This window comes from Candidatus Pelagibacter bacterium nBUS_49 (assembly GCF_051200925.1).
Taxonomy (GTDB): Bacteria; Pseudomonadota; Alphaproteobacteria; order Pelagibacterales; family Pelagibacteraceae; genus Pelagibacter.
On sequence record NZ_CP172837.1, the window covers coordinates 1,338,541 to 1,354,028 of the forward strand.

Below are 15,488 nucleotides of genomic sequence, written 5' to 3' on the forward strand. Positions count from 1 at the left end.
ATTTTTAAGCCCCTTTTTACTAAAAAATATTGATAATTAAAGCTTATTTAAGCAAAATTATACGCACCTTGTAAATATAATAATCAGTTATAAATTCAACTCATGAAAAATGATTTATCATTTGATCTTGTAGTAATAGGTGGCGGCCATGCAGGATGTGAGGCAGCCGCAGCTTCTGCACGACTAGGAGTTAACACTGCCCTATTCACTCATAAGATAGAGACAATTGGAGAGATGTCTTGTAACCCAGCAATAGGGGGTTTGGGCAAAGGTCATTTGGTAAGAGAAATAGATGCTCTTGACGGTGTTATGGGCGAAGTTGCAGATAAATCAGGTATACAATTTAGATTATTAAACAGAAGTAGAGGCCCAGCAGTAAGAGGACCAAGAACTCAATCCGACAGATCATTGTATCGTAAATATATGCAAGAAAAACTTGCAAACTATTGTAATTTAAACATTTTTTCTGATCCTGTAATAAAGTTTATTTTTGATAAAAATACAATAACTGGATTTATAACTAAAGAAGGTAAAAAAGTTTTATGTTCTAAGCTAATACTAACAACGGGCACTTTTTTAAATGGTTTGATACATATAGGCGATGAAAGAACACCTGCAGGAAGGTATGATGAGAAACCTTCAACGGGATTAAGTCAACAATTAGAAAAATATAATTTTAAATTAGGAAGATTAAAAACAGGAACTCCTCCTAGACTTGACTCAAGAACAATTAATTATGAAAATTTAGAAGAGCAGTTTGCAGATGACGATCCTTATTTTTTTTCTTTCTTAACTAAAAAAAATATTAACAAACAAGTTTCATGTCGTATGACTTATACTAACGATAAGGTTCATAAAATTATTGAAAAAAATTTATCTAAGAGTGCTATGTACTCTGGTAGTATACAAGGTGTTGGGCCTAGATACTGCCCATCTATTGAAGACAAGATAGTAAAATTTACTGATAAGGGTCGGCACCAGATATTTTTAGAGCCTGAAGGGCTTAATGACCATACAATTTACCCAAATGGCATCTCCACATCCCTTCCAGAAGAAATTCAACAAGAAATATGTAACAATATCAATGGTTTAGAGAATGTGTCTATTATAAGACCAGGATATGCCATAGAATATGACTATATAGATCCAAGAGAACTGTTTTTAACGCTTGAGACTAAGAAGATTAGTAATCTTTATCTTGCAGGCCAGATTAATGGAACAACAGGTTACGAAGAGGCAGCGGCTCAGGGTCTTATAGCTGGGATAAATGCTGCTTTATCAATTAAAAAATTAGAGCCTTTCATTCTTGACAGATCAGATGCATACATAGGAGTAATGATCGATGATTTAGTAACCAAAGGTGTAGCTGAACCATACAGAATGTTTACATCAAGAGCTGAATATAGATTAAGTCTGAGATCTGATAATGCAGATCAAAGATTAACTGCAAAAGGAATAGCGATAGGGTTAATCGGTGACGCAAGAAAAGCTCTTTATCTTGATAAATTTGAAAAAATTAACCAAATTAATGTAAAAATGGGTCAATCAACTATATCACCTAATAAAGCTGATAAATTTGGTATAAAAATAGCAAAAGACGGTGTTTTAAGATCTTCTAATGAAATATTAACTCAAAAAGAAGTTGATATGAATAAAATTAGAGAAATATGGACTGACATACCTTTTTTTAGCAAAGAAATAGACGAGCAGGTTGAAATTAATGCTCACTATAGAGGTTATTTGAAGAAGCAAAAAGCTGATATTTTAGCCTTTAAAAGAGATGAAAACCTTATAATACCAGATGAAATCAATTATGATGATCTTTCAGGGTTGTCAAATGAGGTAAAAACTAAATTTAAGGAAATAAAACCAAAAACAATGGGCCAAGCATTGAGAATTGATGGAATTACTCCAGCTGCTGTATATATTTTGTTGTCACACGTTAAAAGAAAGTCTATTAAGCATATAGCTTAATGGATCAAGAAATTTTAAATTCATACTCCAAACTAAATGACCTAAATGTTTCACGTGAAACATTCTTGGACTTTGAAAATTATATATCTATGATTATTGAAAAAAATAAAAAAATTAACATAATCAGCCAAAAAACATCATCAAAAAAGGCTATAATTGACCGCCATATTATAGATTCTGCACAAATTATTGATTTTGTTAACTTTAATTACAATACAACTATAGATTTAGGTTCAGGAGCCGGTATGCCAGGAATAGTAGTAGCAATTATACTCAAAAACATGAAAAATAATATGAATGTGCACCTTTATGAAAAAAGCTATCATAAAAGCCGTTTTTTAGAGGAAGTTTCAGAAAAACTAAATTTAAATACAAAAATTATTCAAAAAAATATTTTTGAGATAAAAAATTTGGAAACAGGTACCATAATGTCAAGAGCTTTTAAGCCAATGCCTGTAGTTTTAGATTTGGTTTATGAAAATTTTTCAAAATATAAAAATTTAATTTTTTTTATGGGAAAGAGTGGAAAAAAAATATTTGAACAATCTAAAAATGATTGGGATTTAGAGTTCATAGAAAAAAAAAGTTTAACGAATGAGGATTCATTTTTATTAAATATAAAAAAAATTACGAAGAAAAATAAAAAAAGATATAAGAAAAATTAAATGCAAATTATTTCAGTAATAAATCAAAAGGGTGGGGTTGGAAAAACAACAACCGTCATAAATTTAGCAGCTGGATTAACTCAACTTAATAAAAAAATTTTAGTTATCGATTTAGATCCTCAAGGAAATGCCACAACAGGTCTTGGATTATCTAATGTAGATAACTCTAGTGATACAATCTATGGAGTGTTGAATGGAACTAGACAGATTAATGAGATAATCAAGAAGACTCAGTTTGAAAATTTAGATATTATAACTTCTAATGTAGATCTATCAGGACTTGAGGTTGAAACAGCTAATGATAGTAATAGAGCCTTCATATTAAAGGCTAAATTAGGCGCTTATTTAAACAATTCTAGAGGATCATACGATTATGTATTGATTGATTGTCCGCCTTCCCTAAGTCTTCTAACAGTTATGGCACTTGTTTGCTCAAACTCACTTTTGGTGCCTTTACAAACAGAATTCTTTGCTCTTGAGGGATTAACCCAACTAATGAAAACTATTGAAAGGATAAAAGTAAGTTTAAACCCTGATTTGAAAATCAGAGGGATACTTTTGACCATGTATGACAAAAGAAATAAACTTTCTTCTCAAGTAGAAAAGGAAGCTAGAGATTATTTTAATGAAAAAGTTTACTCAACCGTAATTCCAAGGAACGTTAGGTTATCAGAAGCGCCTTCTCATGGGATGCCAGTTTTAATTTATGACAAATCGTGTCCTGGCAGTAAATCTTATTTTAGTTTTACAGATGAATTTATAAATCAAGAGTCAACAATAGGGAGCGCAGCTTAATGGATAAAATTAAAAAAGGTCTTGGAAGAGGTTTATCATCGCTAATTGGTGAGACTAAAGTGGAGGCTCAAACAAATCAGCTATCGATAAGTGATTTAGTGCCCAACAAATATCAACCTAGAAAGAATTTTGACGAGATAAACTTAGAGGACTTAACAAACTCCATAAAAGAAAGAGGAATAATTCAGCCAATCATAGTTAGAAAATCAAATAATGAAAATTCAAAATTTGAAATCATTGCAGGTGAGAGAAGATGGTTAGCTGCACAAAGAGCAGGGATACACACTGTTCCAGTGGTATTCACAGATGTAGATGATTTAAAATCTTTAGAATTTGCAATAGTCGAAAATGTGCAAAGGCATGATTTAAATCCACTAGAAGAAGCTCAGGGTTATAAAAGATTAATTGATGAATTTTCTTATGATCAAGAAAAAGTTTCAAAATTTATTGGCAAAAGTAGAAGTTATATAACAAATTCTTTAAGAATACTTACCTTACCAGACGAAGTGATAAAATTAATAGAGTCAAATAAGTTATCGACAGGACATGCTAAGATTTTAGTAGGTCTAGAAAATGCAAGTTTTGTTGCTAATAAAATTGTAGAAAATAAACTTTCAGTAAGACAAGCAGAAAATTTTGTTCAATTGTTTAAAAAGAAAAGACAAAAGTCAAAGATTACAAAAGATACTAATATTATTGCTCTTGAGCTTTCTGTATCAAATAAGATAGGATTAAATGTAGAAATACAAAACAACAAAAGAAATAAAGGAAAAATTTCTTTTGAATATAAAGACCTAAATCAGTTGAATAAAATTATAGATATTATTAAATCTAATTATTAGTAGTCACAGAAGACTGAAGTAAAATAAAATCTGTAATTAAATTAATTGAATTATTCATATTTTTTTTAATTTGTAATTCAGTCTCACTCAGTGAATAAATTAGTTGTTTAATGTTTTTCGAGCTCCACTTTGAAATCTGCTGTTTTGTTATTTCTTTTTCTTTCCAAAAAATTGGTGGTTTTGCTGATGATATGGTCAAATCGATATTTTTGTTAGTCTCAAATACTTTTGTTAAGGCCAGTAATTTTTTTGATTTGATTATAAAAGATCTAACAATCATAATACAGTCTTCATTACTAAAATTATTTTCATTTAAGATACTTATTATTTTCCTCTTATTTTGAGCTAGGCAATTATCAATAAGTTCAGATATATTATGGTTTTCACTTAAATTGATTAATTTTGATATATTATCACTATTAATTTGCTTTCCATTTTTGCTAAAAAGCTCAATTTTCTGAAGCTCATTTATAAGTGTTTCCCTATCTCCACTGCATTTGTTTACTATTAAGTTTATATTTGAGGATGAGATTGAAATTTTTTTTTTTCTTAAAAAATTATAAGCTAATTTAGATAATGTTTGATGATTTTCAGGATAAAAGGGAACACAAACTAATGTTTTATTTTTTTCAAAAAAAGATCTTAATTTTGATTTTTTCTCTAAACTCTCTGAATTTAAAATAATTGTAGTATCTTCCAGGTTTTTTTCTTTTAGGTTTTCAATTATTCTTAATATTTTATCGGTAGCTCTTTTAATAATAATAAATTTTTCTGTCTCAAAAAGAGATTTAGATAAAATATTTTCAATAAAATTATTTTCATTATCTAAGATTTCTTTTTCTTCATAGCTTGAAATTTTATTTCTGTCCTTAATTAAAATATTAAAAGCTTCATTTTTTAAACCTTCATTTTTTCCATAAAAAAGAAAAAATTTTTTTAAATTTAAAGTCGATTTTTTAAGCTCATATGACTTTAAAATCATTATAATTTAAATAAATACATTATTATCCTATCTAAGATTATATCAGATAAATTTTCTTTCATTATTTTTTCATAATTTTTTTCTTCAAAAGAATCTTCAAATTTTTTCATATTAAATGTTTCTTTAAAAAATATTTTTTTTGGCTCTATTAACTCTGATTTGACTATTACATCAACAGTCATTACTAGCTCATATTCTTGAGCCAATCCAGCCACATCTCTTGATTTGACATTCTTATTATATTTTGTTGTTAAACTTAAATCATAAAATTTCTTATTATCATCTCTTTTTCCATATCTTGCTATTTTTGATTTTAAAGAATTATTAAATTCACGATCACCTTTAAGTTCAATTATATTAATTGAAAAATTAACATTTTTGTTCAAAGCATATCTTGGAGTGTACCCACAATTATTCAAAAATATTACTATTAAAAAAAATGGAATTAATTTTTTAATTTTAATCATTTAAATAATTATATTTATTAATTTTTTTGGCACAAAAATCATTTTTACGATTTTACTATCTTTTAAATATTTGCTTAAACTTTCTTCTTTTTTAACAATTTCTATTATTTCTTCTTTTGATTTATTATTATCTAAGTAAATAAGACCTCTTTTTTTTCCATTAATTTGGATTACAAAATTTATTTTATCTTCCTTAATTATTTTTTGGTCATAATCGGGCCATGCATGTTTCTCTTGACCAATTATTTTTAGGCATTCAGAGGAAAAATGAGGAATAATAGGCATTATGGTGGTTAAAATTTTTCTATAATTTTCTTTGATGGTTTTTTGTTTGTAGCCTCTTTGTATATTTTTTATCATATAAGAGTGCATTTCGTGAAGATTGGCAACAATTATATTATAACTAAAATTATCTAAATTATTACTTATTTTTTTAATGAATTTATTTGTGAATATTTCTATTTCATCATCTTCATCCATTGAGTGATTTTTTTTTATTTCTTCAAGAATTATTTTGTTTAAGTTCCATAATTTTTGAATGAATTTATATGAAGCAGAAATTCCTTCTTCAGACCATTGAACATCTTTTTCTGGTGGACTATCAGACAAAATAAATAATCTTGCAGAGTCTGCGCCATAACTATTTATTATATTTTCTGGATCAATTGTATTTTTTTTAGATTTTGACATAGACTCTGAGGGGCCAACTTTGATTTCTTTTTTTGTATCATCCTTTAAATATTTTTTTCCATTAATTGAAGTGATCTGATCTGGGCTTACCCAGTTATTATTTTCATCCTTATAAGTTTCATGACAAACCATTCCTTGAGTAAAAAGACCTTTAAACGGTTCGGTAATATTTAATTTTTCATTTTGATAAGAAAGAGCTTGCATAAAAAATCTTGAATACAATAAGTGTAATATTGCATGCTCTACTCCTCCTATATACTGATCAACAGGCATCCAATAATTTACATCTTCATAATTAAAACCATATTTATCATTTTTTGGAGAACAAAATCTTAAATAGTACCAGGAAGAATCTACAAATGTGTCAAGAGTGTCTGTCTCTCTTGTGTACTTTTTTCCATCTATTACAATATCTTTCCATTCCTCTAATTGATCAAGAGAATTACCAGTGGTGCTTAATTTTTCAATTTTTGGAAGTCTCACAGGCAACATTTCTTTTGGAAGTTTTTGAGGATTATTGTCATCATCATAAATTATAGGTATTGGACAACCCCAATATCTTTGTCTAGATACTCCCCAATCCTTCAATCTAAAGTTAATTTTTTTAACTCCTAATTTTCTAGACTCAAGATACTCAATAGTTTTAATAATAGAATCGTCTGGACTTTTAAGACCATTAAGAAATGAAGAGTTAAAAATATATCCTGGTCCTGTGTATGCCTCCTCTTTTACAGAAAAATTTTGATCATCAAAATTAGGAGTTACAACTGTTTTAACTTTTAAATCATATTTATTTGCAAAATCTAAATCTCTTTGATCATGAGCCGGGCAACCAAAAACTGCACCCAATCCATAATCCATAAGAACAAAGTTAGCAAAGTAAACAGGCACTCTAATTTTTTCATCTAAAGGATTTATTGCCTCAAGATCAGTTTTAAAACCAATTTTATCAGCATTTGCAATAGATTCCTCAGTTGTACCACTTTGTAAACATCGTTCTTTAAAATCTAAAAATTTCTGGTCATTTTTGTAAAGTTCAGACAAAGGATGGTCAATAGAAAGAGCTAGAAAAGATAAACCAAACAAAGTGTCAGGTCTTGTGGTAAAGCATTTAATCTCCTTTACATCTTTTGAGGAATTTATTTTAAAATTAATTTCACAACCAAAAGATTTTCCAATCCAATTCTTTTGCATAATTTTAACTTTATTAGGCCATTCATCAAGATCATCTAAACTTTCTAATAATTCGTTTGAAAACTTTGTGATATTAAAAAACCATTGATTTAATTTTTTTTTTACAACAGGAGCACCTGATCTCCAGCCCTTTCCATCGATAACTTGTTCGTTTGCAAGAACTGTTTGATCTATGGGGTCCCAATTAACATCTTGTTCTTTTCTGTAAACTAAACCTTTGTCATAAAGTTCTAAAAAAAATTCTTGTTGGTGCTTATAATAATCTTCAGAACATGTTGATATTTCTCTATCCCAATCAATGGATAAGCCTAGCCTCTTAAGCTGTAATTTCATATTAGAAACATTTGACTCTGTCCAATCTTTAGGATTTAAATTATTTTGCCTTGCAGCATTTTCTGCAGGCATACCAAAGGAGTCCCAACCCATGGGATGTAAAACATTATATCCTTGTAATGATTTGTATCTAGCTAAAACATCACCTATTGTATAATTTCTAACATGTCCCATATGAATTTTTCCTGATGGATAAGGAAACATTTCAAGGCAATAAAATTTTTTTTTACTTTTATCAACTTTAGTGGAAAAAGTTTTTTCTTTTTCCCAATATTTTTGCCATTTTTCTTCTACAATTTTAAAATTATATCTTTCCACAGGTAGATTATTGAAATTTATTATTCGATTCCAAAACCATCATTTTTATATGGTTTAAACTTTTTATCTTTTTTTTGTTTTTCATAAATAGCAGCTCGTTTTAAAATTTTCTTTTTAATTTCTGTTACAAGCACGCCATCAGTTTGAATAATTTTACATTTAGAAAGATCATTAGAACAAATTTTATTGTGCACTTTAACGTCTATCGCATCAGATCTAATTTCATTAGTTAAAAATCTAATTGTTATTTTTAAACTTTCATTTGAGCTTGTAGCATCAGAGTACCAGTCTGTGATGATTATACCTCCACTATAATTTGCAGAAATTAAAGGCATGAAATCAATTACATCCAAAGAAGCTCTCCATAATTCATTTGAACTAGCAAATTCAAAAGCACCTCCACGATTAATACCTCCAATAGCATCATTTAATCTGAAACCTCTTCCTTCCTCTAAGTTTTTCTTAACTCTAAGTTTTGGGTCATCAGGAAATTTCCTTGCATCCCCACCTGGAAGTTTACCATTTTTACAAGATGTTAAAAAAATAACTAAAATAACTGATAATAAAATTTTTATATTCATACTTGTTTAATTTTTCACATTTTAAGACGTTTAGACGTCTAAATTGATCATTAATAACTATATAGTGTAATATTCAACAAAATACATATAAATCAACGTATTTTAGTGTTGTATAAATGCAACAGTAATCAAATAATTTACCTAAATACGATCATAAAATTATTCCTCTTTTCTAAAAATGATAAGTAACTCTTGTTTATTATTAATAATAACAAATAAATAAAAAGGAGTAATTAATATGAACATTAAAAAAATAGGTTTAACTGCATTAGCAGGTTCACTTGTTGCTACTTCAGCATTTGCTGGAGAAATGACAGTAGCCGGTGGTGCAAGTTTAAACGTTGAGCACACTAACGGTGGTGCTGGTGATACTGGTAAAACATTCTCAATGGGTAACCAGTTAACATTTACTGGTTCAGGCGAATTAGATAACGGATTAAACGTTTCTCTTTCATTTATCTTAGACCAGAATGATGATGCAACAACTGCAGCTGGTAATAATAAATCTGATAACGACGGAACTCCGTTCGATTCTCACTCAGTATCAATCAGCTCTGATTCTTTAGGAACTCTTAAGTTCTCTGGTGAAGGTGGATCTTCAGCTACTACAGCTGTAGATGCTACTGCTGCTGGTGACATCTGGGATCAATTTGATGATGAAGGTGGTTTAGAGCCAAGTGGTGTTGGATCAGGAAACAACATGATGATGTACACTTTACCGTCACTTATGGATGGTTTAGCTGTAAATGCTTCATACCTACCAGGTGGTGAAGGTACTGACTCTGCAATGGGTTGGAACGCTACATACACAGGTGTTGAAGGTCTATCAGTAACTTACGCTACTGGTGAAGACAATTCAGTAGGAAATGTAAACGATGCTACTATGCTAAAAGGAAGTTATGCTTATGGTCCAGTAACAGTTGCTTACAGTGACTACGAGTATGATGCACAAACTGATACTGCTGATGATGAAATGACTTCTTACAAATTGTCATACACAATTAGTGATGAGTTATCTGTATCTTACGGTTCAGAAGAGATTACTACAAACTCTTTAACTGCTGAGTACGAATCGATATCAGCTTCTTACACTGCAGGTGGTATGACTATTACTGCTGCAATGTCTGATGCTACTGACATCGATGGTACTACTACAGCAACTGAAGATAGAGAAAGATGGGCACTTGGTGCTTCATTTGCATTCTAATTTAGTTTAATTTTTATTAAAGAAGGCCCCTTTTTAGGGGCCTTTTTTTTTACTCTTTAAAATATGAAATACCTGCAAATTCAGGAAATTTTAAAAGTCTAAGTTTTGTTAAATTATTTTTGGATATTCCACCTAAAGCTATAGTTTGTTTTTTTGTTAATGAGCATAATAATTTAAATTTATTTAATCCCAAATAATTTTTATTTCTTTTAAAAAGAGAGGAAATAAATATTTTTTTAACCTTTTGGGTCTCTTTAGTTCTTATTTCTTTGATATTATGAGAGGATCCAACAATTTCAAATTTTGTTTTTAGAGAATAATTTAAATGATTAAAATTCTTATTAAATGAGGGAATATACGCTCCATCCAAATTAAGCCTTAAAGCTAATTTAATATTATTTGACAGGTAAAATTTAATTTTTCTTTTTTTACAATATTTTTTTATTTTTAATAACAGTACCTCATCTGTTTGTTTAAGTAGATAATTTCTAAATATCACCACAGTTCGCCTGTCAATTTTATCAATATTTTTTGTATCAAAAGTATCTATAAAGTAATATTTTGTCCTAAAATTATAATGCATATTAGTGTTCAAAATTTAATTAATATAGAAAACGAAATAAAATTAAATTTAAGTGGTTTAAACAATATAAATTTACCAAATATTATTGCAGTGTCCAAGACTTTTAAGAAGGATAGTATTTTACCATTAATAGAGTATGGTCACAGAGATTTTGGTGAAAATAAAATTCAAGAAGCAATCGAGAAATGGACTGAAATCAAAATAAAAAAACCTGAATTAAAGCTTCATATGATTGGAAAATTACAAACCAATAAAGTTAAGTTAGCTGTTAGATTATTTGATTTTATTCATTCAGTTGATAGTGAAAAACTTGCAAAGAAAATTTTTGATGAACAATCTAAAATAAAAAAAAAAATTAAGATATTTATCCAAGTAAATATTGGAAATGAGACTCAAAAATCTGGAGTTGACCAAACTTTAACAAAAAATTTAATTTTATTTTGTAAAGAGCTTGGACTTGATGTGATTGGCCTTATGTGCATACCCCCAGCAAATATTGATCCAAATAATTATTTTAATAAAATGAATGAATTAAACTTATCTTTTAATTTTAGTGAACTTAGCATGGGAATGTCTTCTGATTATTTAAAAGCAGCTAGAAACAATTCCACTTATTTAAGAATAGGTTCTAGAATTTTTGGTCAAAGAATTTAGGATATTTTTATTTTTGAATTTTTGTTTATTAATTTTAACATAATGATAAAATCCTTCTCTTTTAATGCAATACATCCAGCCGTTGGCTTATAGTTGTTAGTTAAGTGAATAAATATACAACTTCCCATTCCTTTTATGGGTTTTAAAAAATTATATTTTATTGGTATAAACAAATCATATTTGTGATCTTTTCTTTTTAATTTTTCATGCTTTATGTTTTTATTAACTTTTATTAGTTTATTATATTTTCGTTCAAAATTTACGTCATCACACCAACCCATATCTTTTTTTATTTCAATACATTTTAAATTGGTTTGAGGTTTTTTTAATCGATCTTTTCTGAAATATAAATTTTCAATCCCAAATATTCCTTTTGGTGTTTTGATATCCCCCTCCTTTTTTTTTAATGTTAGCCCCATTTTTCCAATAGAACATTTAAAATAATAGTCATCAATTTGAAGTGTTTGTTTGTTTTTTAAGTAAATATCCATATTCTAATAATAAATGAGTTATCAAAATTTAATTATTTATCAATTTACTCCTTTTTATAAAATTTTTAAAGAAATTGAACAGGAGTTAAATTTTAATATTATCGAAGTTACAAATGATAAGATTCTGAATAGTACAATAAATGAATTAGAGAATTTTTTAATTATTTCAAAAAAAAAATATTCAAATATTACTAGTCAGTTAATAATAGAACAATTTCCAACAAATATTTTAAAAATTGTTGAAAAAATCAATATAGAGTTTTTAAAAAAAAAATTTAACTATCAGTCACATATAAAAGTAAAGAATTATAAAATTAATTTAAACTCTCGACAAATAATTTTAGAAAACAAAAATCTTAAATTAACTGAAAAAGAGGTAAATACTATAATTTACTTATTAAAATCAAATAACCCAGTAAGTCCTATGGAGCTCCAAAAAAATGTATGGGGCTATCAATCCCATCTTGAAACCCACACTGTTGAAACTCACATCTATAGACTTAGAAAAAAATTCTTTGATTTTTTTGGTGATAATAATTTTATTGTAAGTATTAAAAATGGATACAAGATCAAATAAAAAAAATCCATTAATTCAGAAATTGTATACAAAAAAATATAAACCAAGAATTGTTAATCCAAAAAAAGGGAAGGGAAGCTTTAAACGTAAAAAAAGTATTAAAGAATAGTATTATTTAATACCCACATTAAAGCTGATAACAATTCTATCCTCATCAGACTCGTTCATTGCCACTTTATGAGGTAAGTATCCAGGAAACATTAATAAATCACCTTCTTTTACTTCTAATCCTGCAACATTAGCATTTAATTCGTTGTTTTTAAGAACTTCAGGATAAAAATGTCTTTTAGCAATATTTAAACTTTCTACTTGAAATCTTCCACAATTTTTTGGTGCACTTACATAGTAGGCAGCACTTAAATATGAATTTGGGTGAGTGTGAACAACATTATAATCATCTTTTTTGTTAATAATAGCCCACATTGAATTAATTCTTATATTTTTATTTTCTGTTTTCCATTCAAGTGTCTGAAATGACTTAAGAATATATTTTTGTAGTTTTAGTCCAAATTTAAATTGTATGGAGTTTTTGTCAGTTAATTTAAAGTTTGGAGAATGCCATCCACCTCTATTTGATTTTATTTGTCCAGAGGAACTTTCCTTTTGAAGTTCGTAAATATATTTTCTTAGATCTTTGTTAAAACTTTCATAATCTTCAAATTTATATTTGAGGACCGGTTCAGGAAAATATAATGAAATTTCAGGATTATTCATAAATAATTATAATATTTTTACCATTTTTTTAAACTTAAATTCTTGCTCCTATTTTTTGGATAATTTTTGATGATAATTCAGTACCTTTTTGTAAGCTCTGTTCTACACTCATATTATTAATTACTCCATGAAGATATCCTGCTGCAAATAAATCGCCAGCTCCTGTGAGATCAGTTACTTTTAAATCTTTTATTGCTGAACATTCAAAGGTTTCATTACCTTTAATAGCAACTGCTCCTTTTTCACCCTTAGTTATTATAATTTCCTTATCTAATTCCTTACAATACGAGATAACATCACTAAATGATTTGCTGTTAGTTAAGGATAAGATTTCCTGTTCATTAGCAAAAATAATATCTAACCTATTCTTTACTAAATGAATAAATTGGTCTTTATGACGTTCAACACAAAAAAGATCAGATAATGACATTGCAACTTTGTTTGAATGATTCATGGCTTTATCAAAAGCTTTTTTAGGTTCACCTTCGTCCCATAAATATCCCTCTAGGAATGTAATCTCACTTTTTTTTATCATGTTAGAGTCGATGTCTTGATCATTAATTTTACCTGCGGTGCCTAAAAAAGTGCACATTGTTCTTTCTGAGTCTGGAGTTATTAAAATTAAACAACTACCAGTAGGTATTGGTTCATCTTTTTTTGAATATAAAAAATTAACGTTTTCCTTTATTAGACCTTCTTCATATTTTTTGCCTAAATTATCGTTATTTATTTTACCAATAAAACCAACATCATTTTGTAATTGAGAAAGTCCTACTATTGAATTCGCAACAGAACCTCCAGATATTGTTTCTTCAATTTTTAACGATGATAATAACTTTTTAAATTCTTCTTCATTAATAAGCTTCATTGTACTTTTTATTAGAGAATTGTTTTCTAAAAAATCATCATCTACTTTACATAGAACGTCTACTATAGCATTTCCTATTCCTAAAATTTTCATATTATGCCTTTTGGGTAATAACAGGTTTTTTTCTCTTTGGGTAGCAAGTAGTACATATTTCACATGTTAGTCCATAACAATCCCTTGCCTTACAATATTCTCTGCCATAAAAAATTATTTGTAAATGAAGTTTGGACCAGTTTTTTTTAGGAAATATTCTTTTTAAATCTTTTTCAGTTTGAACTACATTTTTTCCATTTGTTAAACCCCATCGTTGTGCAAGTCTATGAATATGAGTATCAACTGCAAAAGCTGGATATCCAAAACCTTGGGACATCACCACACTTGCTGTTTTATGGCCCACACCAGGTAGCTTTTCTAATTCTTCAAAGGTTTTAGGTACTTTGCCATTATGCTTTTTTATAATTTGTTTTGACATTAGGTAAATACTTTTAGCTTTAACTCTAAAAATACCAATTTTTTTTATTAATTTTTCAATTTTTTTTCTTCCTAATTTTACAAAGTGTTCTGGTTTGAAGTATTTTGGATATATGTCTTTAGTTACATTATTAACATTTACATCGGTACATTGAGCCGAAAGAAGAACAGAAATTAGTAGTGTAAAAGTATTTTTACTTTTTAAAGGAACTGGTGCTCTTGGGTAAATTTTATTTAATGTTTTAATTATAACTTTTGCCTTTTGATCTTCATTCATTAAGAAAAGTTAAGTAAATCTCTCATAGAGTATAATCCAGGTTTTTTTTTCATTAACCATTTGGAAGCAGTTAAAGCTCCATCAGAGTAAAGTTCTCTATCAAAAGCTTCATGATTTAATGTTATTATCTCTTTTCCATTTGAGAATTTTACTACATGTTCTCCAATAATTTCACCTTTTCTAATTGAATTAAAATTAATTTTTTTTCCATAGGGAAAAGATTTTTTATTTAAAAATTTCTTTCCAATCAAATTATATAAATCTTTATTCTTTCCAACTGCAATACCTTTTCCAAGCATTAAGGCCGTACCTGATGGATAGTCTTTTTTGTGTCTATGATGAACCTCAAATATTTTACTTAAATATTCGTCATTTAATGATTTTGAGGCAATTTCAGTTAAATACATCAATAAATTTACACCCAAGCTCATGTTACCAGCTTTTAAAATAGGTATTTTTTTTGAATATTTTTTGATTTGGGTTTCTTGTTTTTTATTAAAACCAGTTGTTCCAATTACAACCCCTTTTTTAAGTTTAGATGCTATTTTTAATATTTCTAGTGTGCAATTAGGAACTGTAAAATCAATAATTACATCTGTTTTTTTAAATGCTTTTTCAGAATTTAACTCTGGTTTAATACCATTAAATTTTTTATTAACTAATCTGTTTTCTGTAAGTGTAACTAATTTAAAATTTTTATTTTTTTTGGAAGACTTTATTAGTTGCTGACCCATTCTGCCCATGCATCCTGAGATTGCTAAATTAATATTTTTCATTAATAAATATTAACCTTTTTTATAAGATT

General features: G+C 27.9%; 18 protein-coding genes. 8 read left to right on the forward strand and 10 right to left on the reverse strand.

The window, feature by feature from the left end; genetic code table 11:
* Nucleotides 1–102 precede the first annotated feature (102 nt).
* From mnmG to ACIJYF_RS07370, 4 genes are read left to right on the forward strand one after another with little or no spacing between them, the layout of a single operon-like run.
* Nucleotides 103–1,974, forward strand: coding sequence for a tRNA uridine-5-carboxymethylaminomethyl(34) synthesis enzyme MnmG (gene mnmG / locus ACIJYF_RS07355; protein ID WP_435116526.1), 1,872 nt, complete (start codon nucleotides 103–105; stop codon nucleotides 1,972–1,974).
* On the forward strand, nucleotides 1,974–2,639 hold the full coding sequence (locus tag ACIJYF_RS07360; protein WP_435116528.1) for a 16S rRNA (guanine(527)-N(7))-methyltransferase RsmG: 666 nt from the start codon (nucleotides 1,974–1,976) through the stop codon (nucleotides 2,637–2,639). The genes mnmG and ACIJYF_RS07360 overlap by 1 nt, the downstream gene beginning before the upstream one ends.
* A complete protein-coding gene (locus ACIJYF_RS07365) occupies nucleotides 2,640–3,434 on the forward strand; it encodes a ParA family protein (RefSeq protein WP_435116530.1) in 795 nt (264 codons plus the stop codon).
* A complete protein-coding gene (locus ACIJYF_RS07370; RefSeq protein WP_435116532.1) occupies nucleotides 3,434–4,276 on the forward strand; it encodes a ParB/RepB/Spo0J family partition protein in 843 nt (280 codons plus the stop codon). Before ACIJYF_RS07365 ends, ACIJYF_RS07370 begins: the two co-directional genes overlap by 1 nt.
* On the opposite strand, the gene holA is transcribed toward ACIJYF_RS07370, so the two are convergent.
* The 4 genes from holA to ACIJYF_RS07390 are packed head-to-tail and all read right to left on the reverse strand — an operon-like array spanning nucleotide 4,266 to nucleotide 8,841.
* Entirely contained in the window at nucleotides 4,266–5,258 is a 993-nt protein-coding gene (gene holA, locus ACIJYF_RS07375; protein ID WP_435116534.1) for a DNA polymerase III subunit delta, read from the reverse strand. The genes ACIJYF_RS07370 and holA overlap by 11 nt on opposite strands.
* Nucleotides 5,258–5,725: an LptE family protein gene (locus ACIJYF_RS07380; protein ID WP_435116536.1), complete on the reverse strand. Its 468-nt coding sequence runs from the start codon at nucleotides 5,723–5,725 to the stop codon at nucleotides 5,258–5,260. The genes holA and ACIJYF_RS07380 overlap by 1 nt, the downstream gene beginning before the upstream one ends.
* Complete coding sequence (gene leuS, locus ACIJYF_RS07385; protein ID WP_435116538.1) at nucleotides 5,726–8,260, reverse strand: leucine--tRNA ligase; 2,535 nt, start codon at nucleotides 8,258–8,260, stop codon at nucleotides 5,726–5,728. It abuts the gene before it with no gap.
* Between the two features lie 20 nt (nucleotides 8,261–8,280).
* A complete protein-coding gene (locus ACIJYF_RS07390) occupies nucleotides 8,281–8,841 on the reverse strand; it encodes a DUF3576 domain-containing protein (RefSeq protein ID WP_435116540.1) in 561 nt (186 codons plus the stop codon).
* 238 nt (nucleotides 8,842–9,079) lie between these two features.
* On the opposite strand from ACIJYF_RS07390, the gene ACIJYF_RS07395 reads away from it, so the two are divergent.
* Nucleotides 9,080–10,048: a porin gene (locus ACIJYF_RS07395; RefSeq protein WP_435116542.1), complete on the forward strand. Its 969-nt coding sequence runs from the start codon at nucleotides 9,080–9,082 to the stop codon at nucleotides 10,046–10,048.
* 49 nt (nucleotides 10,049–10,097) lie between these two features.
* Here ACIJYF_RS07395 and ACIJYF_RS07400 read toward each other — a convergent pair whose 3' ends face one another.
* Entirely contained in the window at nucleotides 10,098–10,631 is a 534-nt protein-coding gene (locus tag ACIJYF_RS07400) for a thiamine phosphate synthase (protein WP_435116544.1), read from the reverse strand.
* Here ACIJYF_RS07400 and ACIJYF_RS07405 point away from each other — a divergent pair.
* Nucleotides 10,626–11,285, forward strand: a complete 660-nt coding sequence (locus tag ACIJYF_RS07405) for a YggS family pyridoxal phosphate-dependent enzyme (protein ID WP_435116546.1) — start codon at nucleotides 10,626–10,628, stop codon at nucleotides 11,283–11,285. The genes ACIJYF_RS07400 and ACIJYF_RS07405 overlap by 6 nt on opposite strands.
* On the opposite strand, the gene ACIJYF_RS07410 is transcribed toward ACIJYF_RS07405, so the two are convergent.
* On the reverse strand, nucleotides 11,282–11,776 hold the full coding sequence (locus ACIJYF_RS07410) for a L,D-transpeptidase family protein (RefSeq protein WP_435116548.1): 495 nt from the start codon (nucleotides 11,774–11,776) through the stop codon (nucleotides 11,282–11,284). The two genes, ACIJYF_RS07405 and ACIJYF_RS07410, sit on opposite strands and share 4 nt — an antisense overlap.
* Nucleotides 11,777–11,789: 13 nt before the next feature.
* Between ACIJYF_RS07410 and ACIJYF_RS07415 the strand changes: the two genes are divergently transcribed.
* Together ACIJYF_RS07415 and ACIJYF_RS07420 are read left to right on the forward strand one after the other, a co-directional pair.
* Complete coding sequence (locus ACIJYF_RS07415; RefSeq protein WP_435116550.1) at nucleotides 11,790–12,353, forward strand: winged helix-turn-helix domain-containing protein; 564 nt, start codon at nucleotides 11,790–11,792, stop codon at nucleotides 12,351–12,353.
* Nucleotides 12,334–12,462, forward strand: coding sequence for an alternative ribosome rescue factor ArfA (locus ACIJYF_RS07420; protein WP_435116552.1), 129 nt, complete (start codon nucleotides 12,334–12,336; stop codon nucleotides 12,460–12,462). The genes ACIJYF_RS07415 and ACIJYF_RS07420 overlap by 20 nt, the downstream gene beginning before the upstream one ends.
* A gap of 2 nt (nucleotides 12,463–12,464) precedes the next feature.
* On the opposite strand, the gene ACIJYF_RS07425 is transcribed toward ACIJYF_RS07420, so the two are convergent.
* The 4 genes from ACIJYF_RS07425 to dapB are packed head-to-tail and all read right to left on the reverse strand — an operon-like array spanning nucleotide 12,465 to nucleotide 15,459.
* Nucleotides 12,465–13,067 carry a TIGR02466 family protein gene (locus ACIJYF_RS07425; protein ID WP_435116554.1) on the reverse strand — a complete coding sequence of 201 codons (603 nt, stop codon included), beginning with the start codon at nucleotides 13,065–13,067 and terminating at the stop codon, nucleotides 12,465–12,467.
* A 34-nt stretch (nucleotides 13,068–13,101) separates the two neighbouring features.
* Nucleotides 13,102–14,028: an adenosine kinase gene (locus ACIJYF_RS07430; protein ID WP_435116556.1), complete on the reverse strand. Its 927-nt coding sequence runs from the start codon at nucleotides 14,026–14,028 to the stop codon at nucleotides 13,102–13,104.
* Nucleotide 14,029: 1 nt separating this feature from the next.
* The gene (nth, locus tag ACIJYF_RS07435) at nucleotides 14,030–14,683 is read right to left on the reverse strand and encodes an endonuclease III (RefSeq protein ID WP_435116558.1); all 654 of its coding nucleotides are present in this window, start codon (nucleotides 14,681–14,683) and stop codon (nucleotides 14,030–14,032) included.
* Entirely contained in the window at nucleotides 14,683–15,459 is a 777-nt protein-coding gene (gene dapB, locus ACIJYF_RS07440; protein ID WP_435116560.1) for a 4-hydroxy-tetrahydrodipicolinate reductase, read from the reverse strand. Before dapB ends, nth begins: the two co-directional genes overlap by 1 nt.
* Nucleotides 15,460–15,488 lie beyond the last annotated feature (29 nt).